The organism is Streptomyces sp. NPDC056479 (assembly GCF_042795335.1).
GTDB lineage: Bacteria > Actinomycetota > Actinomycetes > Streptomycetales > Streptomycetaceae > Streptomyces.
The window spans coordinates 137,077-161,168 of the sequence record NZ_JBHTRZ010000004.1 but is presented as its reverse complement, the minus strand read 5'-3'; the positions used below and the strand labels follow the sequence as shown (position 1 = coordinate 161,168).

The 24,092-nt window shown below is 71.6% G+C and carries 24 protein-coding genes; 12 read left to right on the top strand and 12 right to left on the bottom strand.

Features of this window, described 5'->3' with window-relative positions:
- Nucleotides 1–6: 6 nt before the first annotated feature.
- Nucleotides 7–300, bottom strand: coding sequence for a hypothetical protein (locus tag ACFQ6S_RS17270; RefSeq protein WP_383409685.1), 294 nt, complete (start codon nucleotides 298–300; stop codon nucleotides 7–9).
- 147 nt (nucleotides 301–447) lie between these two features.
- Here ACFQ6S_RS17270 and ACFQ6S_RS17265 point away from each other — a divergent pair, with 147 nt between their 5' ends.
- The 3 genes from ACFQ6S_RS17265 to ACFQ6S_RS17255 are packed head-to-tail and all read left to right on the top strand — an operon-like array spanning nucleotide 448 to nucleotide 4,113.
- Entirely contained in the window at nucleotides 448–1,779 is a 1,332-nt protein-coding gene (locus tag ACFQ6S_RS17265; RefSeq protein ID WP_383409681.1) for a hypothetical protein, read from the top strand.
- Entirely contained in the window at nucleotides 1,776–3,353 is a 1,578-nt protein-coding gene (locus ACFQ6S_RS17260) for a substrate-binding domain-containing protein (RefSeq protein ID WP_383409678.1), read from the top strand. Before ACFQ6S_RS17265 ends, ACFQ6S_RS17260 begins: the two co-directional genes overlap by 4 nt.
- Nucleotides 3,354–3,384: 31 nt before the next feature.
- Nucleotides 3,385–4,113 (top strand): hypothetical protein, encoded by a 729-nt coding sequence (locus tag ACFQ6S_RS17255; RefSeq protein WP_383409675.1) that lies wholly within the window; start codon nucleotides 3,385–3,387, stop codon nucleotides 4,111–4,113.
- A gap of 15 nt (nucleotides 4,114–4,128) precedes the next feature.
- Here the strand turns inward: ACFQ6S_RS17255 and ACFQ6S_RS17250 are convergent, their stop codons facing one another.
- The 5 genes from ACFQ6S_RS17250 to ACFQ6S_RS17230 form a co-directional block, all read right to left on the bottom strand.
- Nucleotides 4,129–5,139, bottom strand: coding sequence for an LLM class F420-dependent oxidoreductase (locus tag ACFQ6S_RS17250; RefSeq protein ID WP_383409672.1), 1,011 nt, complete (start codon nucleotides 5,137–5,139; stop codon nucleotides 4,129–4,131).
- A 111-nt stretch (nucleotides 5,140–5,250) separates the two neighbouring features.
- Entirely contained in the window at nucleotides 5,251–6,036 is a 786-nt protein-coding gene (locus ACFQ6S_RS17245) for a hypothetical protein (protein WP_383409670.1), read from the bottom strand.
- 163 nt (nucleotides 6,037–6,199) lie between these two features.
- Nucleotides 6,200–7,144, bottom strand: coding sequence for an N-acetylmuramoyl-L-alanine amidase (locus tag ACFQ6S_RS17240; RefSeq protein ID WP_383409667.1), 945 nt, complete (start codon nucleotides 7,142–7,144; stop codon nucleotides 6,200–6,202).
- Between the two features lie 64 nt (nucleotides 7,145–7,208).
- A complete protein-coding gene (locus ACFQ6S_RS17235; protein ID WP_383409664.1) occupies nucleotides 7,209–7,859 on the bottom strand; it encodes a class I SAM-dependent methyltransferase in 651 nt (216 codons plus the stop codon).
- Between the two features lie 157 nt (nucleotides 7,860–8,016).
- On the bottom strand, nucleotides 8,017–9,771 hold the full coding sequence (locus ACFQ6S_RS17230) for an MFS transporter (protein WP_383409661.1): 1,755 nt from the start codon (nucleotides 9,769–9,771) through the stop codon (nucleotides 8,017–8,019).
- A 167-nt stretch (nucleotides 9,772–9,938) separates the two neighbouring features.
- Between ACFQ6S_RS17230 and ACFQ6S_RS17225 the strand changes: the two genes are divergently transcribed.
- From ACFQ6S_RS17225 to ACFQ6S_RS17215, 3 genes are read left to right on the top strand one after another with little or no spacing between them, the layout of a single operon-like run.
- Nucleotides 9,939–11,366 (top strand): MFS transporter, encoded by a 1,428-nt coding sequence (locus ACFQ6S_RS17225; RefSeq protein WP_383411263.1) that lies wholly within the window; start codon nucleotides 9,939–9,941, stop codon nucleotides 11,364–11,366.
- A 52-nt stretch (nucleotides 11,367–11,418) separates the two neighbouring features.
- Nucleotides 11,419–11,958, top strand: coding sequence for a SigE family RNA polymerase sigma factor (locus ACFQ6S_RS17220; protein ID WP_383409657.1), 540 nt, complete (start codon nucleotides 11,419–11,421; stop codon nucleotides 11,956–11,958).
- Entirely contained in the window at nucleotides 11,958–12,794 is an 837-nt protein-coding gene (locus ACFQ6S_RS17215) for a hypothetical protein (RefSeq protein ID WP_383409654.1), read from the top strand. Before ACFQ6S_RS17220 ends, ACFQ6S_RS17215 begins: the two co-directional genes overlap by 1 nt.
- 49 nt (nucleotides 12,795–12,843) lie before the next feature.
- Here the strand turns inward: ACFQ6S_RS17215 and ACFQ6S_RS17210 are convergent, their stop codons facing one another.
- Nucleotides 12,844–13,476 carry a response regulator gene (locus ACFQ6S_RS17210; RefSeq protein WP_383411260.1) on the bottom strand — a complete coding sequence of 211 codons (633 nt, stop codon included), beginning with the start codon at nucleotides 13,474–13,476 and terminating at the stop codon, nucleotides 12,844–12,846.
- Nucleotides 13,477–13,691: 215 nt separating this feature from the next.
- Entirely contained in the window at nucleotides 13,692–14,882 is a 1,191-nt protein-coding gene (locus ACFQ6S_RS17205) for a histidine kinase (RefSeq protein WP_383409651.1), read from the bottom strand.
- A 300-nt stretch (nucleotides 14,883–15,182) separates the two neighbouring features.
- Between ACFQ6S_RS17205 and ACFQ6S_RS17200 the strand changes: the two genes are divergently transcribed.
- Genes ACFQ6S_RS17200 through ACFQ6S_RS17190 form a run of 3 tightly spaced genes read left to right on the top strand, consistent with a single transcriptional unit; the run spans nucleotide 15,183 to nucleotide 18,145 of the window.
- Nucleotides 15,183–16,076, top strand: coding sequence for a MaoC/PaaZ C-terminal domain-containing protein (locus ACFQ6S_RS17200; RefSeq protein ID WP_383409649.1), 894 nt, complete (start codon nucleotides 15,183–15,185; stop codon nucleotides 16,074–16,076).
- Between the two features lie 29 nt (nucleotides 16,077–16,105).
- The gene (locus ACFQ6S_RS17195) at nucleotides 16,106–17,182 is read left to right on the top strand and encodes a Zn-dependent alcohol dehydrogenase (RefSeq protein WP_383409646.1); all 1,077 of its coding nucleotides are present in this window, start codon (nucleotides 16,106–16,108) and stop codon (nucleotides 17,180–17,182) included.
- Between the two features lie 24 nt (nucleotides 17,183–17,206).
- Complete coding sequence (locus ACFQ6S_RS17190; protein ID WP_383409643.1) at nucleotides 17,207–18,145, top strand: 3-oxoacyl-ACP reductase; 939 nt, start codon at nucleotides 17,207–17,209, stop codon at nucleotides 18,143–18,145.
- Between the two features lie 61 nt (nucleotides 18,146–18,206).
- Here ACFQ6S_RS17190 and ACFQ6S_RS17185 read toward each other — a convergent pair whose 3' ends face one another.
- Together ACFQ6S_RS17185 and ACFQ6S_RS17180 are read right to left on the bottom strand one after the other, a co-directional pair.
- Nucleotides 18,207–18,371, bottom strand: coding sequence for a hypothetical protein (locus ACFQ6S_RS17185; protein WP_383409640.1), 165 nt, complete (start codon nucleotides 18,369–18,371; stop codon nucleotides 18,207–18,209).
- A gap of 95 nt (nucleotides 18,372–18,466) precedes the next feature.
- Nucleotides 18,467–19,621, bottom strand: a complete 1,155-nt coding sequence (locus ACFQ6S_RS17180) for a hypothetical protein (protein WP_383409637.1) — start codon at nucleotides 19,619–19,621, stop codon at nucleotides 18,467–18,469.
- A gap of 223 nt (nucleotides 19,622–19,844) precedes the next feature.
- Between ACFQ6S_RS17180 and ACFQ6S_RS17175 the strand changes: the two genes are divergently transcribed.
- The 3 genes from ACFQ6S_RS17175 to ACFQ6S_RS17165 are packed head-to-tail and all read left to right on the top strand — an operon-like array spanning nucleotide 19,845 to nucleotide 22,608.
- On the top strand, nucleotides 19,845–20,699 hold the full coding sequence (locus ACFQ6S_RS17175; RefSeq protein WP_383409634.1) for a Nif3-like dinuclear metal center hexameric protein: 855 nt from the start codon (nucleotides 19,845–19,847) through the stop codon (nucleotides 20,697–20,699).
- Nucleotides 20,696–21,439: a zinc ribbon domain-containing protein gene (locus ACFQ6S_RS17170; RefSeq protein ID WP_383411257.1), complete on the top strand. Its 744-nt coding sequence runs from the start codon at nucleotides 20,696–20,698 to the stop codon at nucleotides 21,437–21,439. The genes ACFQ6S_RS17175 and ACFQ6S_RS17170 overlap by 4 nt, the downstream gene beginning before the upstream one ends.
- Before the next feature lie 11 nt (nucleotides 21,440–21,450).
- Complete coding sequence (locus tag ACFQ6S_RS17165) at nucleotides 21,451–22,608, top strand: bifunctional RNase H/acid phosphatase (RefSeq protein ID WP_383409631.1); 1,158 nt, start codon at nucleotides 21,451–21,453, stop codon at nucleotides 22,606–22,608.
- Here the strand turns inward: ACFQ6S_RS17165 and eda are convergent.
- Nucleotides 22,591–23,223: a bifunctional 4-hydroxy-2-oxoglutarate aldolase/2-dehydro-3-deoxy-phosphogluconate aldolase gene (eda, locus tag ACFQ6S_RS17160; protein WP_383409628.1), complete on the bottom strand. Its 633-nt coding sequence runs from the start codon at nucleotides 23,221–23,223 to the stop codon at nucleotides 22,591–22,593. The genes ACFQ6S_RS17165 and eda overlap by 18 nt on opposite strands.
- Before the next feature lie 73 nt (nucleotides 23,224–23,296).
- A complete protein-coding gene (yaaA, locus tag ACFQ6S_RS17155) occupies nucleotides 23,297–24,079 on the bottom strand; it encodes a peroxide stress protein YaaA (protein ID WP_383409625.1) in 783 nt (260 codons plus the stop codon).
- Nucleotides 24,080–24,092: the final 13 nt, after the last annotated feature.

Genomic DNA, 24,092 nt, shown 5'->3' with positions numbered 1-24,092 from the left:
GACGTGTCAGTGGCGGTGGACCCGGTTGGCTACCGCGTGGCCCACGAACAGGTAGACCACCGCGGCCAGGCCGTACCCCGCCACGACCCTCGCCCACTCCTCGTCGAAGGTGAACAGGTCGTGCGACCAGCCCGCCAGCCAGCGGGCCGCGTCATGGACGAACTGGACGAAATCGTTCGCGCGATTGGCGTCCAGCAGGTACATCAGGATCCACAGGCCCAGAATGAGGGCCATGACATCGGCGACGATCGCTATGACCGTGCCGGCCTGATTGGCACCGTTGCGATATCGAGGGGACATGCCCTGCGGGTAGCCCTGACGGCGTGACTCAAACCCGCCGACGCGATGTCGGACCGGGTCGCTACGTTCAACTCGGGTTCCCCGCAAGGTCGTTCGCCGGTAATGATGATCACCGACGATCCTCTCCCGGAGAGGGCAGGAGAGCCGGTGTCCGAAGCAGACAGACCGCACGCCACATCCGAAGCCGACAGACCGCGCACCGCGCAGGAACCACGACTGCGCACCCGCGCCAGGGACCGCCCCCGAACCCGCTTACCGATCCACGTCCTGATCGCTCTTCCGCTCGCGCTGGCGGGCCTGATCGCCCTGCTGGTCACGGGCAACGCGCTGCGCCCGTTCGACCGCATCACCACGATCGAGGCCAGGATGGCCTCCAAGTCCGACTACTTCAAAGACCCCGAGGTACAGCGGCTGCTGCTGAAGCACGGTCTGCGCGTGGACATCCACCGGCTCGGCTCCCGCGGCATCGCCACCCAGTCCCTGAAAGGCATGGACGCGGTCTTCCCGTCCGGCCAGCCCGCGGCCAAGCTGATCCTCAACCGGCAGGACCACTCGGTCCGTTCGGTCCGCCCCTTCGTGACCCCGCTGGTGCTCGGCACGTTCCGGGCCTACGCCGAGACCCTGGAGAAGGTGGGCGTGGCCACCGCGCAGCCCACGGCCGACGGCGGCCGGACGCTCTACTACGACCTGGACATGCGCAAGTTCATGGGCCTGCTCGACGGCACGACCGGAGCGCGGAAGACCGTCGGCGACCAGGACAAGGACGGCACCGACGAACGCGCCGACACCTGGAACGGCATCGGCTTCGACCAGGCCGGCGGACGCAGCAACAGCGGCCGGGTCCTGGTCCGCACCTCCAGCGTCTGCGAGTCCAACTCCGCGGGCACCTATCTGAGCATCCTCGCCTTCGTGGCGAACGGCGACAGCACACCCGGCGCCGGCGCCGGCGACGAGGGCAAGGCGATGCAGGAGGCCGAGACGGTCGCCGCGAAGATCAAACCCCTGATCGACCTCCAGGGCATGTGGGCCGACGAACAGGCCGACAGCTACCTCTCCGACCTTGGCGAGAGCATCGCCCCCATCTCCCTGATCTACGAGCACCAGTACCTGGCCCACCAGATCGAGTACGAGCAGAAGTACGGCAAGCAGGACACCGACCGCGTCCTGCTCTACCCCACCCCCTACGCCCTCACCGAGCCACAGCTCATCTCCCTCAGCGACAAGGGCGACCGGCTGGTCCGGGTCATCGAGGACGACCCCGAACTGCGCCGACGCGCCATCGAGTTGGGCTTCCGCGTCCGCTTCTCCGGCGAGGACGGCACCAGCGACCAGCTCAACGAGTACCTGGGCACCCGCGGCATCCAGGTACCGAGGCCCAACCGCGACGAGACCAAGGTGTACGAGCCCGACCTGGACGTCCTCCAGGAGATCATCAACTCCGTGGGCTCCTGCCCGCCGCCCGTGCTGGACGCCCCATGAAGCGCTATGCCCGCACCCTCACCGCCTGTCTGACGCTGACCCTGCTCGCCGCCCTCACCTCCTGCACCCAAGGGGACGACGACGTCACCCTGCGGGTCCTCGCCAGCCCGGAACTCGCCGACCTGGAGCCCCTGCTGGGCGAGCTGAAGGACGACACCGGCGTCCGGCTGGACATGGACTACCGGGCGACGGCCGACCTGTCCGGCGCCCGGAGCCCGTCGTACGACCTGGCCTGGCCGGCCTCCGACCGCTCCTTCCTGCTGCGGCTCCAGGACCAGGACCGGCGGACGGCACGGCCCGAATCGACGCCGATCATGCGCTCGCCCGTCGTGGTCGGCCTCACCCCCGAGGCCGCCGGCACCCTGCGGGCCGGGGCGCCGGACGGACGGCTGTCGTGGGCGGACATCGCGGATGCCGCGGCCGCCGGCACCGTACGGTTCGGGATGGCCGATCCGCGCAGCAGCGACACCGGACGCGCCGCCCTCGTCGGCGTCGCCACCGCGGCCGCCGGCACCGGCAGCGCACTGCGCGAACAGGACGTCTCCTGCGACCGGTTGCGCGGCTTCCGCTCCGGACAGACCCTCACCGGCGCCAGCTCACGCGAGCTCATCGCCTCCTACACGGGCCATCAGGGCGAGGCCAACGCCCTGATCGCCCACGAGTCCGAGCTGCTCTCGCTGAACGCCACGAACAAGCTGCGCGCGCCCCTGGAGATCGTCCACCCCGAGGACGGCATGGTGCTGTCCGACTTCCCGCTCCTCCTGCTCGACCCCGGCGAGCGGACCGCGTACCGCAAGGTCGTCGACTGGCTGCTGCGGGACGACGTACAGCGAGAGCTGATGCAGCGCACCTGGCGCCGCCCGGTCAACCAGGACGTCACACCGGCCGAGCCCCTGCGCGAGCCGGTGGGCAACGCCCTGTCCTTCCCCGACCGGCTGTCCATCGTGGAGCAACTGGTCGACGACTACGGCGATCCCGCGAGCGCCACCACCGACCAGGTGGTGTTCCTGCTCGACTTCTCCGGCTCCATGCGCGGCGAACGCATCGCCGACCTGCGCGCCGCCTTCGCCGGCCTCAGCGGCACCGACGCGTCCTCCACCGGCAAATTCGCCCGCTTCTACCGGGGCGAGCACCTCACCGTCGTACGCTTCGGCGGCCGCGTGCTTCAGGAACGTACGGTGACCGTGCGCGGCGACGGCGATCTGCGCACCCTGGGCAAGGTCGTCGCCGCGGACTCCTTCGACGACTCCACCGCCGTCTGGTCGGCCCTCGACCGCGGATACCGCATCGCCGCGGACGCCGTGCGCAAAGCGCCCGAACGGCCCGTGGCCATCGTGCTGATGACAGACGGCGAGAGCAACGCGGGGATCTCGTACGAGGAGTTCCTGCGCCGGTACGACCGCCTCGGCACCGAAGTGCGCGCAGTGCGCGAAGTGCCCACCTACCCCGTGCACTTCGGGGAGGCCGACGCGGCAGCCCTCAAGAAGTCCGCCGACGCGACCGGCGGCCGCATGGTGGACGCGAACCGGTCATCGCTCTCCGACGCATTCAAGGAGATCCGTGGGTGTCATTGACAGTCAGTGGTGGAGCATGCGGTGGCCGTGGATGGCCGTCTGGCTCCTGACGGCGGTCTGCGTCGCGGTCGTGGCGCAGTACGCGGTGGCGCGCTGGGTGGCGGCCCGGCGCAGACGGCGGGTGCGGGACGGGCGCATGTTCTCCGGCATGTGCATCTACCTCCACGAGACCCGGGTCGAAGGCGTGGCGGACATCCTCGGCATACCGAAGGCCGACGTGAACGTCTCCCACGAGACCAGCGTCTCCACCGGCTTCGGACTGTTCGGCAGAGTCACCGTCGGCGGCCGCGCCGAGCGGGACACCAACACCCAGACCCGCAGGGAGTACTGGGAGCCCAACACGCCCATGAAGACGATCCGGCTGATCACGGTCGGGCTGCGGAACCGGGACATGGTGGTGGACGCCGACCTCGCGACCGGACACCTCTTCCTCACCGCGGCCCTCGCGGACGAGCTGCGCGGCACGGAAGCCGGCGGCACCCCGCTGACCGCCGCGCGGGGGACGTACGTCTCGGTCTCCGGCCTGTTCACGGTCCGCAGAGAGGGCGAGGACGTCGTCCTGCGCGCCCGCTACGGCACCGGCGAACCACGCGCCCAGGTGAAGATCACCTGCGAGGCGTCCCGGGTCCGCGAGGAGGAGTTCCGGGTCGACAGCTTCTCGGCGGACGAGGAGTTCCCGGCCACCTGCCTGGGCCGGGTGCGCACCTGGAACGGCACGACCGGCGAACTCACACTGGACCCGATCTCGGTATTCCAGTGAACTCCTCTCGTACGGCTAGGAGTTGAGCTCGGCCAGCACCCGCAGCGTCCGCCGGTCGGGCGCGAGCACCAGCAGATCCGTCACCGGACCCTTCCGCCACGACTCCAGTCGCTCGGCGATGCGTTCACGCGGCCCGACCAGTGAGATCTCGTCGGCGAAGGCGTCCGGGACGGCGAGCACGGCCTCCTGCCTACGGCCGCTGAGAAAGAGCTCCTGAATCCGCCGCGCCTCCTCCTCGTACCCCATGCGCGCCATGAGATCGGCGTGGAAGTTGCGGGCCGCGTGGCCCATGCCGCCGATGTAGAAACCGAGCATGGCCTTGACGGGGAGAAGCCCTTCGGCGACGTCGTCACAGACCTGGACGCGGGCCAGGGGCGCGACGAGGAACCCCGCGGGCAACTCGCTCACCGCCGCCCCGTACACGTCGGGCCGGCTCGGCGACCAGTACAACGGCAGCCAGCCGTCGGCGATCCGGATGGTCTGAGCGACGTTCTTGGGCCCCTCGGCGCCCAGCAGAACGGGAAGGTCCGGCCGCAGGGGATGGGTGATCGGCTTCAGCGCCTTTCCGACCCCCGTGCCGTCCGGCCCGCTGTACGGGTGGGAGTGGAAGCGCCCGTCCAGCGCCACCGGCGCCTCGCGCCGCAGCACTTGGCGTACGACATCGACGTACTCCCTCGTCGCGGTGAGCGGCGACTTCGGGAACGGCCGCCCGTACCACCCCTCCACCACCTGCGGCCCCGACAACCCCAGCCCGAGCATCATGCGCCCACCGGAGAGATGATCGAGCGTGAGGGCATGCATGGCGGTGGTCGTGGGGGAGCGGGCGGCCATCTGCGCAACGGCCGTACCGAGCTTGATCCTCGACGTGTGCGCGGCGATCCAGGTGAGCGCGGTGAAGGCGTCGGAACCCCAGGACTCGGCGGTCCACACGGAGTCGTAGCCGAGCCGCTCGGCCTCCTGGGCGAGCGGTACATGGTCCGGGGAGGGGCCGCGCCCCCAGTAACCGAGTGCGAGCCCGAGCCGCATACGCCTGCCTCCTGCTGACGGTGCGTCAGATACTTCGCTCGGAGGGCGACTGTACGACAACGGCCCCTCACCGGGAAGGGTGAGGGGCCGTCGTACGGCTTGTCGTGTGGCTCAGCCGCGCTGAATACCCGAGGTGTCCTGAAGCACGCCACGACGGCCGTCCTGCGTCTGCGCGACCAGGGTGCCGCCACGCTGCTCGACGGCCAAGTACCAGGTGCCCGGCGCCAGTTCGGCGATCGGCGTCGGCGAACCGTCCTCCCCGAACAGCGGCCGCGGCACGGGCACGGCGAACCAGAACGGCGAGAAGTCCCCACCAGGCGCCGGCGCGGGAGCCTGCGGCTGCCCACCCCCGAACGGCTGCCCCGGCTGCGGCTGCCCACCGTAGGGCTGCTGCCCCGGCTGCGGCTGCTGAGCCCCCGGGTAACCGTAACCACCCTGCGGCTGCCCGCCGTACGGCTGGGGAGCGGCGGGGCGGGGGGCCGGGAGGAGAGCGGCCTGGAGGGCGGGGACGAGGGGGGTGGCGATGGCGCCGCCCGCCAGCAGGAGGGCTGCGATGAAGCCGAGGATCAGACCTGCGGCGGCACTGGCGCGATCAGGGACGTCCACCAGCGCCCAGAACATGCTCCACGCAGTGAGGACGGTGAACGCCGCGCCGACCGTACCGAGGTCCAGGCCGAGCACCTTGCGCGGCTGCGGCAGGGAGCGGTTGACGACGATGAGGGCGCCGCCGATGACACCACCCATGTAGATGCCGAGGCCCATGGCAAGGGTGTCCCACGCGTTGGATTCAATACTGAACCCTTCAACGGAATAGGAGTTCAGGAACGACGCGATGAACAGCAATACCGCTGCTCCGATCACCACGCCGTCGCCTCGAGTGAGGGAGCGGATATTCACTTCAGGTCCTTCGTCAGTCGTCTCAACATCGGCATCGCTGGAGGCGTCGCTGTCACCATGTCGCCGTCAGGCCCGGTGTGAAGCGCGGGGGTGGCCCCTCATCGTAAGGACGACCTTATCGTCCGACCGACGAGGCTGTCCGCCGGGATCAGCCCGTGGACCACTACCCCCGCAGGAAACTCACGATTCCCTCAGAGATCCCTTGCGCCGCCTTCTCCCGCCACGCCCCGCTGGTGAGCTGTGCCGCGTCCTTGCTATCGCGCATGTTGCCGCACTCGATGAACACCTTGGGAACCGTTGACAGATTGAGACCGCCGAGGTCCTTACGCGTGACCAGGCCGGTGCCGTCGCCGATGTAGTTGGAGGGGGCGCTGCCCGTGACGCGGACGAAGGAACCCGCGATGCGCTCGCCGAGGTCGCGGGAGGGGGTGACGATGGGGGCGGTGTGCGCGGCGCCCTCGTTCACCTCGGCGGGGAGGATGACGTGGAAGCCGCGTTGGCCGGCGTCCGCGCCGTCGGCGTGGAGGGAGACGACGGCGTCGGCGTGCGCCTTGTTGCCGATCTCGGCCCGCTCGTCGACGCAGGGGCCCCAGGAACGGTCGCCGTCCTGCGTGAACTTGACCGTGGCGCCCTGCTCCTCCAGGAGCGTGCGCATGCGGTGGGCGACGTCGAGCGTGAACTCGGCCTCGGAGTAGCCGTCGTTCGTCGACGTACCCGTCGTGTCGCACTCCTTCCAGTTCGTGCCGATGTTCACCTTGCGGTTGATTTCGGCCGTGTGCTGGAAGTTGTTCGGGTTGTGGCCCGGGTCGATGACGACGACCTTGCCCTTGAGGGGGCCGGAGGCGGCCGGCGCGGAGGTGGAGTCCGTCGTCGGTGTGGGGCCCGGCGGCTTGTCGTCGTTCGTGGCGGAGATCGTCGGCGCTGAATTCGCCGGTGCTCCTGACGGCCGTACGGCGGCGTTGCCGGCGCTGCCGTCGCCGCCCACCGCCTCGTACATCACCCAGCCGAGCAGGGCCCCGGGCACCAGCGCGGCGACCGCGACGGTCAGGGTTCGGCGGCGGCTGCGGCGGGGCTGGGGAGGATCGAGGTCCGGACCTACGTACGACACGCCTGCCACCATACGGGCCGACCGCGGCCGGCGCGGGAAGGCCACGGTCGAGCCGCGCCGGAGTTCAGATTCCTGTGCCCGTTCGCTTCAGCACCCGCATCGAGTCCGTCACGGACACCTCCGTGAACGCGCCGGACTCCAGTGCCCGGAGGTAGACGCGGTACGGGGCCTGGCCCGTGAACTCGTCCTTGGGGTCCGGGAACACGTCGTGGATGACCAGCAGACCGCCCTCGGCGACGTGCGGAGCCCAGCCCTCGTAGTCGGCGCTCGCGTGCTCGTCGGTGTGGCCGCCGTCGATGAAGACCAGGGCGAGGGGGGTGCCCCAGACCTTGGCCACCTGTGGTGACCGGCCGACCAGGGCGATCACGTGGTCCTCCAGGCCCGCCCGGCGCAGCGTGCGGCGGAACGTCGGCAGGGTGTCCATCAGGCCGAGCTCGGGGTCGACCGTCTCCGGGTCGTGGTACTCCCAGCCCGGCTGCTGCTCCTCGCTGCCGCGGTGGTGGTCGACCGTGAGAGCCGTCACACCGGCCTCGCGGGCGGCGTCGGCCAGCAGGATCGTGGAGCGGCCGCAGTACGTGCCGACCTCCAGGAGAGGCAGGCCGAGGCGCCCGGCCTCGACCGCCGCCGCGTAGAGCGCGAGCCCCTCGCCCGTGGGCATGAATCCCTTCGCCGCCTCGAACGCGGCCAGGATCTCGGGCTTGGGGGCCGGGGCCATGGGGGTCCTTCCGGTTGTGCGGCTGTCTATCCGTCGTACGTGACGTACGTGCCATACGTGTCGTACGTGATTCGCGCTGCGTACGGCCGTATGGGTGCCCATCGTGCACCACACCCCCCGTCATGTGGACGACGGGGGGTGTGGGGGCGGCGGGGGGTCAGGCGGTGACCGTCTCCCCCGGCAGCGCCAGGTCCACGTCCACCGCGCTGTCGTCGCCGGCGTGCGTGGCGGACGAGGCGAGCGGGGCGTGGCCGTCGGCTCGGGCGGCCAGTACGTAGGCGCCCTGGGTGGGGACGGCGAGGGCGTAGCTGCCGTCGTCGGCGGAGAGGGTCGCGCCGGCCTGGCGGCCCCGGCGGTCGATCAGGGTGACCTTGGCGCGGGCGACCGGGGTGCCGGCGGCGTCGAGGACCCGGCCCCGGAAGCCGCGCAGTGCCTCCTCGGCGCGCGCCAGGTTGGCGTCCTCCTCGCTGCTGGCGCGCAGCTGCGTGTGGGCGGCGGCCGGGCGCTGCTTCGGAAGGAAGAGGGCCAGCAGGAGGCCCGCCGCGACCGCGGCGGTCGCGATCAGGAAGGAGACGCGGAAGCCGTGCATGGTCGGGATCGCGACGCCGCTGACGTTGTTCGCGGTGTTGGCCAGCACCATGCCGATGACGGCGCTGGAGACCGACGTACCGATGGACCGCATCAGGGTGTTGAGGCCGTTCGCCGCGCCCGTCTCCGAGGCGGGGACCGCGCCGACGATCAGGGCGGGGAGGGAGGAGTAGGCGAGGCCGATGCCGGCGCCGAGGATCACCGCGATGACGAGGCTCTGCCAGGCGGCGCTCATCAGGCCGAGGCCGGCGCCGTAGCCGATCGCGATGATCAGCATGCCGAGGATCAGGGTGGTCTTGGGGCCGTACTTGGCGGAGAGCCGGGCGTAGACGGGGGCGGTGACCATCATCGTCAGGCCGAGCGGGGCGACGAGCAGGCCCGCGACGACCATCGACTGGCCGAGGCCGTAGCCGGTCTCCTTCGGGAGCTGGAGCAGCTGGGGGAGGACCAGGGAGACGACGTAGAAGCTGACGCCGACCATGATCGAGGCGAGGTTGGTGAAGAGGACGGCGGGGCGGGCCGTGGTGCGCAGATCGACCAGCGGGGCCTTCGCGCGCAGCTCGTAGACGCCCCAGAGGAGGAGGACGATCGCCGAGCCGGCGAACATGCCGAGCGTCGAGGGCGACGTCCAGCCCCAGTCGCTGCCCTTGGTGATCGGCAGGAGGAAGAGGACCAGGCCGACGGAGAGGCCGAGCGCGCCCGGGGCGTCGAAGGTGCCTTCGGCGCGGACCTTGGACTCCGGTACGACGAGGAGGGTGAGGGCGATGGAGAGGACGCCGAGGCCGGCGGCTCCGTAGAAGAGGGCGTGCCAGTTGGCGTGCTGGGCGACCAGGGCCGCGGCGGGCAGTGCGAGGCCGCCGCCGACGCCGATCGAGGAGCTCATCAGAGCCATCGCCGAGCCGAGTCGCTCGCGGGGCAGCATGTCGCGCATCAGGCCGATGCCGAGCGGGATCGCGCCCATCGCGAAGCCCTGGAGGGTACGGCCGACGATCATGGGGAGCAGGGTGCTGGTGAGCGCGCTGATCAGCGCGCCGACCACCATCACGGACAGGCTGGCTATCAGCATGCGCCGCTTGCCGTAGAGGTCGCCGAGGCGGCCCATGATCGGGGTGGCCACGGCGCCCGCGAGCAGGGTGGAGGTCAGGACCCAGGTGGCGTTGCTGGGCGCGGTGCTCAGCAGCTGCGGCAGGTCCTTGATGACCGGGACGAGCAGGGTCTGCATTACCGCGACAACGATGCCCGCGAAGGCGAGGACCGGGACGAGGGCGCCGGAGGTGCCCTTGGCCGCTCTGCCGGTGGGCTGTTCGTTCGTCGTTTGTGTCATGTGTACATCGAACTCCGTCTGCCTGGGCAACTATTCCGATGCTTTGGGTCACTAACGAATTCTTGACCTTCTCTTGGGAGAAGCCGCCTCCCGGGACATGGTCCTAGGTCCACCAGGACCGGGCCTAGGGCGAATTCCTGATGCCAGGAGCGTCGGTGGTTGAGAGCATGACACCCATGCTCGAAGCCGCCGACGTCACCCGTGCCCCTCGCCGTACGACCGTTCCCACCTGGCTGGTGGTGGCGCTCGCATGCGCCGGCCAGTTCCTGGTGGTGCTCGACGTATCCGTCGTGAATGTGGCGCTGCCGTCGATGCGGGCCGATCTGGGGTTGGACGCGCAGGGCCTGCAGTGGGTGGTGAACGCCTACGCCATCGCGTTCGCGGGCTTCATGCTGCTGGGCGGGCGGGCCGGTGACCTGTACGGCCGTAAGCGGATGTTCCTCGTCGGGCTGGGCCTGTTCACGCTGGCCTCGCTGGCCGGCGGGCTGGCCCAGCAGGACTGGCAACTGCTGGCGGCGCGGGCCGTGCAGGGGCTGGGCGCGGCGGTGCTGGCGCCCTCGACGCTGACGATCCTGACGGCCGCCGTGCCGGAGGGGGCGGCGCGGGCGCGGGCCATAGGGACCTGGACCGCCGTCGGCGCGGGCGGCGGTGCGGCGGGCGGACTGGTCGGCGGGGTGCTGGTGGATCTGCTGTCGTGGCGCTGGGTCCTGCTGATCAATGTGCCGGTGGGGGCCGTGGTGCTGGCCGGTGCCGTGCTCTGGCTCAACGAGAGCCGGGCGGGGGACCGGCGGCGGCTGGATCTGCCGGGGGCGGTCCTGGTGACGGCGGGCCTGGCAACCCTGGCGTACGGCATCTCGCAGACGGAGGCCGCGGGCTGGACGGCACGGGCCACGGTCGTGCCGCTGCTCGCCGGTCTCGCCCTGATCGGCGCCTTCCTCGCCGTCCAGGCCCGTACGGCGGCCCCGCTGATGCCGCTCGGGCTGCTGCGGCTACGGGCGGTGGCGTCGGCGAACGTCGCGATGTTCCTGTGCGGGTCGGCGATGTTCTGCATGTGGTTCTTCATGACGCTGTACGTGCAGAACGTGCTCCACTACACCCCGCTGGAGGCCGGCCTGGCACTGGTGCCCAGCTCCCTTGCGGTGATCCTCGGCTCCAAGCTCGCGCCGCGGCTGATGCGGGGGTTCGGGGCGCGGGGCGTGGCGTCGGCGGGGACGCTCGTGGCGGCGGTCGGCTTCGGCTGGCAGTCGACGCTGAGCGTGGAGGGCGGGTATCTGACGTCGATCATGGTGCCGGGCATCCTGATGATGCTGGGTGCGGGACTGGCGGCGACACCACTGGCGGCGCTGGCCACGTCCGGGGCGCGGCCGGGGGAGGCGGGACTGGTCTCCGGGCTGGTCAACACCTCGCGCACGATGGGCGGTTCACTGGGACTCGCGGTCATGTCGACGCTCGCGGCGGCCCGTTCGCGGGGCAGCGGGGCGCCGGGGGCGCTGACCGACGGCTACGCGCTGGTGTTCCGTACGTCGACGGTGGTGCTGCTGGTGGGGACGTTGCTGATGCTGGTCTGGCTGCCGAGAAAAACGTCCGCGTCCTGAGGCAACGATCCGGGTGGTCCATGGACTCCTTTGAATATCTAGGGAGGTGCCCATGGGGGATCGCAAGGCGGCTCGGGACTCGGAGTTCCAGAGCTTTGTCATCGGCCGCTGGCCACGCCTGCTGCGGACGGCATTTCTCCTCACGGGGGAGCAGCACGCCGCGGAGGATCTGGTCCAGTCGACGCTCGAACAGGTCTATGTGGCCTGGCGCAGGGTCGGCGCGGCCGACGACCCGGAGGCCTATGTGTGGCGCGTGATGATCAACGCGCACGCACGCAAGCACCGCAGAAGGCTCAGGGAGTTCCTCGCGCCGAAGGACGACTCGGGCCTGGTGCGCGAGATCGCGGACACCGGCGACCACATCGCCCAGGCCGAGGACCGCAATGCCCTGCTGCCGGCCCTCGCCCAACTGCCGCCACGGCAGCGGGAGGCGGTGGTCCTGCGGTACTGGGAGGACCTGACCGAGACACAGACGGCGGAGGCGATGGGCTGCTCCGTCGGCGCGGTGAAGAGCAACGCGGCCAAGGGGATCGCGAAACTCCGCGCCATACCGGGACTGGCCGAGATGGTGACGCAGGGAGGGCGGAGCTGATGAGCGCGCACCGGGAGACGAACCACGGCATGAGCGGCCACGACATGACCCACACGGACATCGCCCTGCTGCTGGCGGACGCCGCGGACGAGGTCGAGATCGGTATAGCCCCTTACGACGCGGTGCTCCGGGGCGGCCGCCGCCGCAAGGCACGCCGTTGGGCGGTGGCGACGGCGACGGCCCTGGTGCTGGTGGGCTCGGCGGGCACGCTGGCGGTGGCGGGGATGCCGGGCGGCGACGGGAGCCGGGGCTCCTCGGTGGCGACCAGCCCGCCGACCGAGCCGGCGCCGGATGTGCGCACGCCCTCGCGGACCCTGCTCGCGGCGGGAACCGACGGAGGCAAGGAGTGGCGGGTGGTCATCGATGTCTGGGAGGCGCCGCGCAACGAGCGTGAGGCGCGGGCCGAGTGGGCCGCGATGGCCGAGTTCGGGCGCATCCCGACGAATGTGGGCGACTCCTCCGAACTCATCGGCAGAAGTTCGTACTTCGTGCTGCGCGAAGAGGGCGACGCGGTGAAGGACGAGGTCATGATCGAGGACGCGTTCACCAGCGCGGACTCCCTGTCGGGCCGTGACATCGAGACCGCCGCGGTGCCCCTGGGACCGGGTTCCGGCGGCCCGAACCGGCTGGTCGTCGGCCAGGTCGCCGTGACGGCCCGGCAGGTCACCTGCGCCTGGCAGGACGGCTCGACGACCGACGTGCCCGTGGTGTCCGCGGCCCATGGCGTCAACAGTGACGACTTCGTGATCCGCCCGGCGGACGGGTCCCCGGTGAACTGGTTCGTGTGCCTTGCCCCCGAAGGGACGGCCTACAAGTCGGCGGAGGTGACGAAGTAAGGAGGCCGAGACGGCTCGTCCCCGGGGCGCGAGGGGCCTCGCCGCCTGTTCAGAGCCACCCCTGCTGCCGTGCCTCCCGGAGTGCCTCCATCCGGTTGCGGGTGCCGGTCTTGCCGATGGCGGAGGAGAGGTAGTTGCGGACCGTGGACTCGGACAGGTGGAGCTTGGCGGCGATGTCGGCGACCGTCGCGCCCTCCGTCGAGGCGTTGAGGACGTCGCGTTCACGGGCGGTGAGGGGATTGGGGCCGGCGCTCAGGGCCGCCGCGGCGAGCGCCGGGTCGATGACCGTCTCGCCGGTCAGCACGCGGCGGACGGCGACGGCCAGTTCCTCCACGGGGCCGTCCTTGACCAGGAAGCCGGCGGCGCCCGCCTCCATGGCCCTGCGCAGATAGCCGGGGCGGCCGAACGTCGTCAGGATCAGCACCCGGCAGTCGGGGACCTGGTCGCGCAGCTCGGCAGCAGCGTCCAGGCCGCTGAGGCCCGGGAGTTCGATGTCGAGGAGGGCGACGTCGGGGCGGTGGGTGAGGGCGGCGTCCACGATCACGTCCCCGGCCGACACCTGCGCCACGACCTGGATGTCGGGCTCCATCCCGAGCAGTAAAGCGAGAGCTCCGCGCATCATGCCCTGGTCCTCGGCCAGCAGCACCCGGATGGACTTGGCGGGCCGATGGTCCCGCGGCATCTCGTTCACGGGCCAAGGGTAGGGCGTGTGGGACGTACGGGCGTACGGGCGTGCGAGGGCATGTCGGTGGTGATCCGGCGGACCTGTGCGGCAGGGTGATTCTGGGCTTTTCGGCGGCAGGTACGACGGGGTGCGGGTGTGGGTTGCGGGGGCCGATCGGGCCGGCCACCGCGCCCCTGACGCCGGCCACCGTGCCGCCTGCCCGCTCCGCCGGCCTATCCGACGGCCAACCGAACCGACTCCGCCGTCAACTCTCCGGCCTCCACCGGCAGTTCCGCCGTCACTATAAAGCCCTGGCGCGGTCCCGGCCCCGCCGTCAGGGTGCCGCCGGCCGTGGTCAGTCGTTCCGTCAGGCCCTTGAGGCCCGTGCCGCCGACGGTCCCCGCCCGGTCGGCCGGCTCGTCACCGCACCCGTACGCGTCCCCGTCGTCCGACACCATCAGCCGCACCCGTTCCCCGCTGCCCGACAGAACGATCTCGCACCTACTCGCGCCGCTGTGCCGTACCGCGTTCGTGACCGCCTCGCGCACCACCCAGCCCAGCAGCGCCTCGGTCTGGGAGGTGAGCGGCGGGCCGGAGCGGCGTACGACGGGTTCGATGCGGGCGGCCCGCAGTGCCGAGACCGCGCGGTCGAGCTCGGTACTCAGACTGCCCTGCCGGTATCCCGTCACGGCCTCGCGGATCTCCGTGAGCGCCTGGCGGCCGACCGCCTCGATGTCGTTGAGCTGGGACTGCGCCGCCGCCACGTCCCCGGCGGCCAGCCGCCGTGCCGCCTCCGACTTCACGACGATCACCGACAGCGTGTGGCCGAGCAGGTCGTGCAGATCGCGGGAGATACGCAGGCGTTCCTCCTCCACGGCGCGCCGGGCCAGCTCCTCGCGGGCCGTGCGCAGCTCCCGTACCGCCTCCGACAGGGACAGGATCGCCGCCGTCACCATCGTCGAGATCCAGGTGGCGTACGCGATGTCGAGGCCGCCCCAGCCGTCGTGGGCCACCGAGACGGCCCCGGCCAGCACACCCACGACCAGTCCGACCGGGCGCAGCTGCGGCATCCGCACGGCCGCGCCCGTGGCCAGCCCGAGCAGCGGGAAGAACAGCAGCCAGTTGCCGCCGTACGCCAGCGCCAGCGCGCAGGTGACCAGGCCCAGCAGCACCAGTGCCACCCGGGTCGAGGTCTCCTCCCGCTTCTCCTTCACGAAGGAGCGGAACGAGACGTAGATGTAGAGCGAGTTGAAGGTCAGCAGCCCGAGCCCGCCGATCCACGGGTCCGGAGTCTCCCCCTGGAACAGATTGGAGAAGGCGCCCATGCCCATCAGCAGCCAGGGCAGCAGACTGTAGCCGTTGGGGCTGCGCTCGTCCCTGAACGTCTCGCACGAGCTCCCGCGGGTCTTGTGCAACCAGGCCATGCCCCTGCCCCCTGTCGGGTACGAACCGATGGCATCGACGGTACGGACCCGGGCCGTCGCGCGGCAGTGGCGGCTGTACGCGATCCGGCAGGACAAATGTCACGGGCGGCCGAGCCGGCCGTGGCGGGGAGCCCGACCGACCTGACACGGCGTCAGAAGCCTTCACAACTGCGGAGCGCTCGGCTATACAGAGGGCGCCGGACTGGAACGCGTTCTAGAACGGCCCGCGACGACCTCGGTGCGGCCGACGGTGCGGACGGCCGTACCGAGGTCTTGACCCCCGCCACCGTCAGGAGCCGTATGCCCATCGACGCAGCCAAGGCTCTCGCCGCCGAGCCCCGGACCGGCGAGATCTCCTGGAACTCCAAGGACGTCCAGCTGTACCACCTCGGCATCGGCGCCGGCCTTCCCGCCACCGACCCCGACGAACTGCGCTACACCCTTGAGTCCCGGCTGCACGTCCTGCCGAGCTTCGCCACCGTCGCCGGCTCCGGCTCGCCCGGCGTGATCAGCGGACTGTCGATGCCCGGTATCGAGGTCGACCTCGCCCGCGTCCTGCACGGCGGACAGACCCTCGTCCTCCACCGGGCCATCCCGGCGACGGGCACCGCCACCGCGACCCACAGCGTCCCCGCCGTGTACGACAAGGGCAAGGCGGCCGTTCTCGTGCTGCGCACCGAAGTCGCCGACGCCGAGGGCCCGCTCTGGACCAACGACGCCCAGATCTTCATCCGCGGAGAGGGCGGCTTCGGCGGCGACCGGGGCCCGTCCGCCCTCCCCCACTCTCGGCTTCGCTCGAGCGGGGGGACCCCCACCGAACCCCCCGAGGGCCAGCCCGCCCGGACCCTCGAGCGGCCGATCCGCGAGGACCAGGCCCTGCTCTACCGCCTCTCCGGCGACTGGAACCCGCTGCACGCCGACCCGGAGTTCGCCAAGGTCGCCGGGTTCGAACGGCCCATCCTGCACGGGCTGTGCACCTACGGCATGACCCTCAAGGCGGTCGTCGACACGCTGCTCGGCGGGGACGTGACGCGGGTGCGGTCGTACGTCACCCGGTTCGCCGGGGTCGTGTACCCGGGGGAGACCCTGCGGATCCGCATGTGGCCCGGGGACGGGGCCGTGCGGGTCGCCGTGAGCTCGGTGGAACGGGACGACACACCCGTCCTCGCCGACACCGTCGTCGAACACTCCTGAACTCCGTATGACCTGAGGGGAGCCGCACCATGCGAGCAGCCGTACTGCACGAGATCGGCCAGGACAAGCTCGAGGTCCTCGACGACGTCGAGGCGGTGGGCTTCGGCCCCGGCAAGGTGAGGGTCCGGGTACGGGCCACCGGGCTGTGCCACTCGGACCTCTCCGCGATGAACGGCGTACTGCCCCAGCCCGCACCCTTCGTACCCGGGCACGAAGGGGCCGGCGAGATCCTCGAAGTCGGGGAGGGCGTACGGAACCTGAAGCCGGGCGACCGGGTCGTCCTGTGCTGGCTGCCCGCCTGCGGTGCGTGTCCCGCGTGCAAGCGGGGGCAGACCGAACTGTGCCTGGCCGGGTTCATGAACGCCGGCACCCCGAACTTCAAGCGCCCCGGCGGCGATGTCTTCGGCTTCGCGGGCACCGGCACCTTCACCGAGGAGGTCGTCGTCGAGGCGGGCTGTGCGGTGCCGATCCCCGACGACGTGCCCTTCGACATCGCGGCCCTGATCGGCTGCGGCGTCACCACCGGACTCGGCGCGGCGCTCAACACGGCCGACCTGGAGGCCGGTTCATCGGTCGCCGTCATCGGCTGCGGAGGCGTCGGCATCTCGGCGATCCAGGGCGCCCGGCTCAGGGGGGCCGCCGAGATCGTCGCCGTCGACCCGGTGGCCTCCCGCCGCGAGGCCGCGCTCAAGTTCGGTGCCACCAGGGCCATCTCCCCGGACGAGCTGGCCGACGCCAAGCAGCAGGTCACCGCGGGCGAGGGCTTCGACTACGTCTTCGAGGTCGTCGGCAGGTCCGCCACCGCCCGCACCGCCTACGAGAACACCCGGCGCGGCGGCACCCTCGTCGTGGTGGGCGCCGGCGCCATGGACGACTTCCTCCAGCTCAACATGTTCGAGCTGTTCTTCGACGAGAAGCGCATCCTGCCGTCGATGTACGGCGGCGGCGACGTACTGCGCTCCTACGAGCGGACGATCGCCCTGTGGCGCGCCGGCCGTATCGACCTGGACGGCCTGATCACCCACCGGGTGCCGCTGGCCGAGATCAACGAGGCCCTGGACCAGATGCGCACGGGTACGGCACTGCGCACCTGCATCGAGATCTGAACCACCGGCTGCGAAGGGACGAGGATGTCACTGCCACTGGAGGGCCTGTCCGCGATCGTCACCGGCGCCGGACGCGGCCTGGGCCGGGCCGAGGCACTGGAGCTGGCCCGGCTCGGCGCGGCCGTCGTCGTCAACGACTACGGACAGCCCGGCCGGGACGGCTCGGGCGAGGCCTCCGCCGCCCCCGCCGAGGAGGTCGCCGCCGAGATCCGCTCGGCGGGCGGCAAGGCGCTCGCGCACACCGGGGACGTCGCCGACTTCGCACAGGCCCGTGAACTCGTCGGGTCGGCGATCACCGAGTTCGGCAAGCTGGACATCCTGGTCAACAACGCGGGCATCCTGCGCGACCGCATGGTCTTCTCCATGGCGGAGGAGGAGTGGGACTCGGTGATCCGGGTCCACCTCAAGGGACACTTCAACACCACCCGGTTCGCCGCCGCGCACTGGCGCGAGCGGTCCAAGGCGGCCGGAGGGCCGGTGTACGGGCGGATCGTGAACACCTCCTCCGAGGCGTTCCTCGCCGGATCCGCCGGGCAGCCCAACTACGCGGCGGCGAAGGGCGGCATCGTCGGCCTCACCACCTCCACCGCCCTCGCGCTGGCCAAGTACGGCGTGCGGGCCAACGCCATCTGCCCGCGCGCCCGCACCCGTATGACCGAGGACGTCTTCGCGGGCCTGGACCGGCCCGAGGACGGGCTCGACCCGCTCGCCCCCGAGCATGTCGCCCCGCTCGTCGGCTACTTGGCCTCCCCGGCCGCCGCCCGGATCAACGGGCAGCTGCTCGTCGTGCACGGCGGAATGGTCGCGGTCGTCGAACGGCCGCGGGTGGCCGCCAAGTTCGACAGCAAGCAGGAGGCCTTCACCTACGACGAGCTGGACGCCGTTCTCGGTCCGCACTACGCGGCACAGCCGGCGGCGGAGACGTTCGCGGCGGCGGAGGTGCTGGGCCTCAAGCGGGCGTAGGAAACGGGTACGGCCCCGCTCCCCGAAGGGAACAGGGCCGTACGCCGTTGCCCGCGCGGCGTCAGGCCGCCGTCTCGGTCTCCTCGGCCTGCTTGCGGTGACGGCCGCGAGGGGCCGTCTCGCTTTCGTGGGCCGAGACCTGACCCCGGTGCCTGCCGTGGCCGGAGGCCTTCTGAACGTCGTGAACGTCGGCCGGCCCCGGCTGGGTCGTGCTGGCGTTGCTCATCGGAAAACTCACCCCGTCAACATGATCTTTCTTACAGCCGGGCGAGTTTAACCGGCCGACCATGGGCCGAATCCAGACGGCCACGCCAACCGCCACTACTTCGTTACAAGACCGTCCAACGGGGCTTGCTGCAACGGCACAGGGCGGGGCGCGACGGGATCCGGAGGCTCCGTTTCCGACGGTTTCGCCCGCGCCGATTCCGCCTCCCGCACAGCCGCCCCGGGCTCCTCGGGCACCTCCACCTGAGCCACCCCGCACCTCACCTCCGCCGTGGCATACGGCAGTTGCAGCACTCCGTCCCGAGTCCACCACCCGGCACCCGCCAACCACCCCTCGGGCGCCGGAAGATGACGCACCTGACGCTCGGCGGGCCGCCACACCCCGACCCAGCTGCCGACCGGCCCGTCGACACGCAGCGCCACCCCGCAGCTCTCCGGCGTCAGCACCTGCCCCGGCTGGATCGCGAACGGTGTCACCACGCACTCCGGCATGCGCAGACACTCCGGGAAGCGCACCGGCAGGGTGCTGCCCAGCACACCCCAGCCGAGCCGTTCCCGCCCCGGCGAGGGGGCGTCCGAGCGGATCAGCAGCAGCCCGCTGTCCGGGTCGGCGAGCAGCACCCGGTCGTCGCTGCCGTCCGCGATCTGCAGCAGCGGCGACACCTCGCCGCCCCGCCCCAGATCGACCACGACCGCCTTCGTACGGCCCGCGGACTCCCGGTCGAGGGCCAGCATCCGCCCCTCCCGGTCCAGCCACACCCCGCCCGAGCAGCGCCCCGGGATCTGCGCCACGTGCTCCGGCCCAAAGGCGCCTCCCGCCACCAGCCACACCGCGCTGGAGCGTCGGCCCACCGCGAGGGCGAACGCGTGGTCGCCGCCCGGCGCCGGGGGCAGCATCCGCAGCCGGGTCCCCTCCTCCGGGCACTGCACCGAGCCCAGCGGCAGCTCACCCGTGCCGGGCCCGGTCGGATACAGCAGCGAGAACACGTGCCGTCCGTCGGTCGGGCGCCGGATCAGGACCCGCCCGTCGCCCATCGGCTGCACCTCGGTGCCGGGTTCCTCCGGCTGGTGGGAGGGCAGCGGCACGGCGTAGGGCTCGGGGCCGTCCAGGGTCCAGCGCTCCGGGAACCAGCAGTCGCCCGCCGGCGCGAGGCGGGCGGCGTAGGAACCGTCCGCCGTGATGGCGCATCCCGCCCGAGGCGCGTCGCCGTCCTCGTGCTCCGCCGCAGGCTCGATCGCACAGGCCGTCATGGTCCGGTCACCTCCAGTGACGAAGCTAGTTTTCGCACGCACAGGCGTGGGACCGGGGAGGTTCGGCTTCACACAAAGGGGTGGCAGAGGAACGATTCGCCTGAGGGAACGGGGGCGTGTGTGCTGAGCGGAGCAAGGGGTGGTGCCGGACGGCCACCCGGAGGCGATCCGGCCGCTCCGGCGCCGGTACGGCCGTAGGGACCAGCCAGGTAGCCTGTCCCTCGTGCCCCGTCTGTCTGAAGTCATCGCCGCGCTGGAGAACCTGTGGCCCGCCGAGCGGGCCGAGTCCTGGGACGCGGTCGGCACCGTCGTGGGCGAGCCCGACCAGGAGGTCTCCCGGGTTCTGTTCGCCGTCGACCCGGTCCAGGAGATCGTGGACGAGGCGGTGAAGCTGGACGCCGACCTGCTGGTCACCCACCATCCGCTCTACCTTCGCGGTACGACGACGGTCGCGGCCTCCACCTTCAAGGGCCGGGCCGTCCACACGCTGATCAAGAACGACATCGCGCTGCACGTCGCGCACACCAACGCGGACATCGCAGACCCCGGGGTCAGCGACGCGCTGGCCGGCGCGCTGGACCTGCGCGTCGTACGACCGCTGGTGCCGGACCCGACCGACCCGGAGGGTCGCCGTGGTCTGGGCCGGGTCTGCGAGCTGGACCACCCGCTCACCGTGCGCGAGCTCGCTCTGAAGGCCGCCGAGCGGCTGCCCGCCACCGCGCAGGGCATCCGCGTGGCCGGCGACCCCGAGGCGACGGTCCGCACGATCGCCGTCAGCGGCGGTTCCGGCGACAGCCTCTTCGACGACGTACGCGCGGCGGGCGTCGACGCGTTCCTCACCGCGGACCTGCGCCACCACCCGGCGTCCGAGGCCCGCGCCCACAGTCCTCTCGCGCTGCTCGACGCGGCGCACTGGGCCACCGAGTGGCCCTGGTGCGAGCTGGCCGCCGCCCAGCTCGACGAGATCTCCGACCGCAACGGATGGGACCTGCGCGTCCACGTCTCCAAGACGGTCACCGACCCCTGGACCGCCCACGCGGCGTCCGCCATCACTGATTCATCAGGAGCCCCCAACTGAACGCCGCGCCCGCCGACCAGATCCGACTCCTCGACGTCCAGGCCCTCGACGTCCGCCTCCAGCAGCTCACGCACAAGCGGAGGTCGCTGCCCGAGCTCGCCGAGATCGAGTCGCTGACCAAGGACCACACCCAGCTGCGCGACCTGCTCGTGGCCGCGCAGACCGAGGAGAGCGACTGCTCCCGCGAGCAGACCAAGGCCGAGCAGGACGTGGACCAGGTGCGCCAGCGCGCCGTCCGCGACCAGCAGCGCCTCGACTCCGGCGCCGTCACCTCCCCGAAGGACCTGGAGAACCTCCAGCACGAGATCGCCTCCCTCGCCAAGCGGCAGGGCGACCTGGAGGACATCGTCCTGGAGGTCATGGAGCGCCGCGAGTCCGCGCAGGAGCGGGTCGCCGAGCTGACCGAGCGGGTCGGTGCCGTGCAGGGGAAGGTCGACGACGCGACCGCCCGCCGGGACGCCTCCTTCGAGGAGATCGACGGCGAGGTGGGCACGGTCGTCAAGGAGCGCGAGGTCATCGCGGGGTCGGTCCCCGCGGACCTGCTCAAGCTCTACGACAAGCTGCGCCAGCAGCAGGGCGGCATCGGCGCGGCCAAGCTGTACCAGCGCACCTGCCAGGGCTGCCGCCAGGAGCTCGCCATCACCGAGCTGAGCGAGGTCCGCGCGGCGGCGCCCGACACGGTGGTGCGCTGCGAGAACTGCCGCCGGATCCTGGTGCGTACGGCCGAGTCCGGACTCTAGGAGCCTGTGCCGTGCGGGAGTTCATCGTCGAGGCCGACGGCGGGTCACGGGGCAACCCGGGGCCCGCGGGCTACGGTGCGGTCGTGATCGACGCGGCCACGGGTGAGACGCTGGCCGAGGTGGCCGAGTACATCGGCGTCGCCACGAACAACGTCGCCGAGTACCGGGGCCTGATCACGGGCCTGCGTACCGCGCACGCACTCGACCCCACGGCCATGGTCCACGTCCGTATGGACTCCAAGCTGGTCATCGAGCAGATGTCGGGCCGCTGGAAGATCAAGCACCCCGACATGAAGCCGCTCGCCTTCGCGGCGTCGAAGGTCTTCCCGGCTCCTCAGGTGACGTACGAGTGGATCCCGCGAGAGCAGAACAAGCACGCCGACCGGCTGGCCAACGAGGCGATGGACGCCGGGAAGCGGGGGGAGCCCTGGTCGGCATCGGCGTCCACGGCGGAGCTTCAGGCGGCTGACGCGCGTGCGGCCGATGTCAGGGCCGCGCGTACCGTGGCCGCGCCCTCCACCGGCTGGGGTCCCGCCGACATGGGTGCACCGGCCACCTTCGTGCTGCTGCGGCACGGGGAGACGCCGCTCACCCCGCAGAAGCGGTTCTCGGGCAGCGGCGGCAGCGATCCGTCCCTCTCCGACGTCGGCCGGGAGCAGGCCGAGCGGGCCGGTGCCGCCCTTGCCCGGCGCGGCACCATCCAGGCCGTCGTGGCGTCGCCGCTGGCCCGTACCCGGGAGACCGCCGGCATCGTCGCCGCCCACCTCGGCCTGGACGTGACCGTCGACGACGGGCTGCGCGAGACGGACTTCGGCGCCTGGGAAGGCCTCACCTTCGGCGAGGTCCGCGAACGCCACGCCGACGACCTCAACGCCTGGCTGGCCGACCCCGAGGCCCGGCCCACCGGCGACGGCGAGAGCTTCGCGGCGACCGCGACCCGTATCGCCGCCACCCGCGACAAGCTGATCGCGGCGTACGCGGGCCGCACGGTCCTCCTCGTCAGCCACGTCACGCCGATCAAGACGTTCGTACGCCTCGCCCTGGGCGCCCCGCCCGAGTCGCTTTTCCGCATGGAACTCTCGGCGGCCGCCCTCTCGGCGGTGGCGTACTACGCCGACGGCAACGCCAGCGTCCGCCTCTTCAACGACACCTCACACCTGCGCGCCTGAGCGGCCCAGCGCCGCCGCCTCACGCGCCAGCCCCTCGATCCGCGCCCAGTCCCGCGCGGCCACCGCGTCCGCCGGAAGCATCCAGCTCCCGCCCACGCACCCGACGTTGGGCAGGGCGAGGTAGTCGGGCGCCGTGGCCGGACCGATCCCGCCGGTCGGGCAGAACCGGGCCTGCGGCAGCGGTCCGTACAGCGACTTGAGATACGCCGTGCCGCCCGCGGCCTCGGCCGGGAAGAACTTCATCTCCCGCACCCCGCGCTCCAGCAGCGCCACCACCTCGGACGTCGTCGACACCCCCGGCAGACACGGCACCCCGGACGCCCGCATGGCCTCCAGCAGCAGATCCGTCCAGCCGGGGCTCACCAGAAAGCGCGCCCCCGCCTCGACCGCCCGCGTCACCTGCTCCGGCGTGATCACCGTGCCGGCCCCGACCACCGCCTCCGGCACCGCGTCCGCGATGGCCCGGATCGCCTCCAGCGCGGCCGGCGTCCGCAGCGTCACCTCGATGGCGGGCAGCCCGCCCGCGACGAGGGCCCGGGCCATCGGTACGGCGTCGGAGGGGTCGTCGACCACGACCACGGGGACGACGGGCGCGAGATCCAGGACTGAGGTCATGGCCTCATCCTGCCCACGGCGAGCAGCCCGCGCAAAGTGCGTTGCGCAGACTGCAATGGGCCGCAGCCGACCCTCAGTGGATCTCCGTCACCAGCACATCCAGCGACCACGCCTTCCCGGCCTTCTGGGGCGCCTCCACCTCCACCTCGTACCCGAGGTCCCGCAGCGCCTCCACCAGTTCCGCCGGACCCTTGGGCGCGGCACCCGCCGTCAGCAGGCTCCGTACGATCCGCCCCTTCGTCGCCTTGTTGAAGTGGCTGACGACCTTCCGGGTCGGCGCGTGCAACACCCGTACCGTCGCCGTCCGCCCGGCCGTCTCGCCCTTCGGCTTCCACGCCGCCGCGTACGCCGACGACCGCAGATCCAGCACCAGCCCGTCCCCGGCCGCCTCGGGCAGCACGTCGGCCATCGGCGCCCGCCAGTGCGCCCCGAGCGCCCCGAGGGCGGGCAGCCGCACGCCCATCGAGCAGCGGTAGGAGGGAATACGGTCGTTGACGCGCACGGCTCCCCACAGCCCCGAGAAGACGAGCAGCGACCGCGTCGCCCGCTTCTTCGCGGTGGCGTCCAGCGACGCCAGGTCGAGGGCGTCGTACAGCACCCCGGTGTAGATCTCGCCGGCCGGCCGCGCACCCGCCGTCGGCAGCCCGGAGTTCTTGGCGACCTCGCCCCGCAGCCCCTCACTCAGCCCGAGTACGTCCCGTGCCTTGTCCTCATCACCCGCGCACAGCTCGACCAGCTCCCGCAGCACGGCTTCGCGGGCCCCGCTCAGCCCCGGCAGGGACAGCGACTCCAGCTTCAGCGGCGCACCCCGACCGGACGGGGCCTTGCCTTCGGAAGGCGGCAGCAGGACAAGCACACGTACTCCTTCA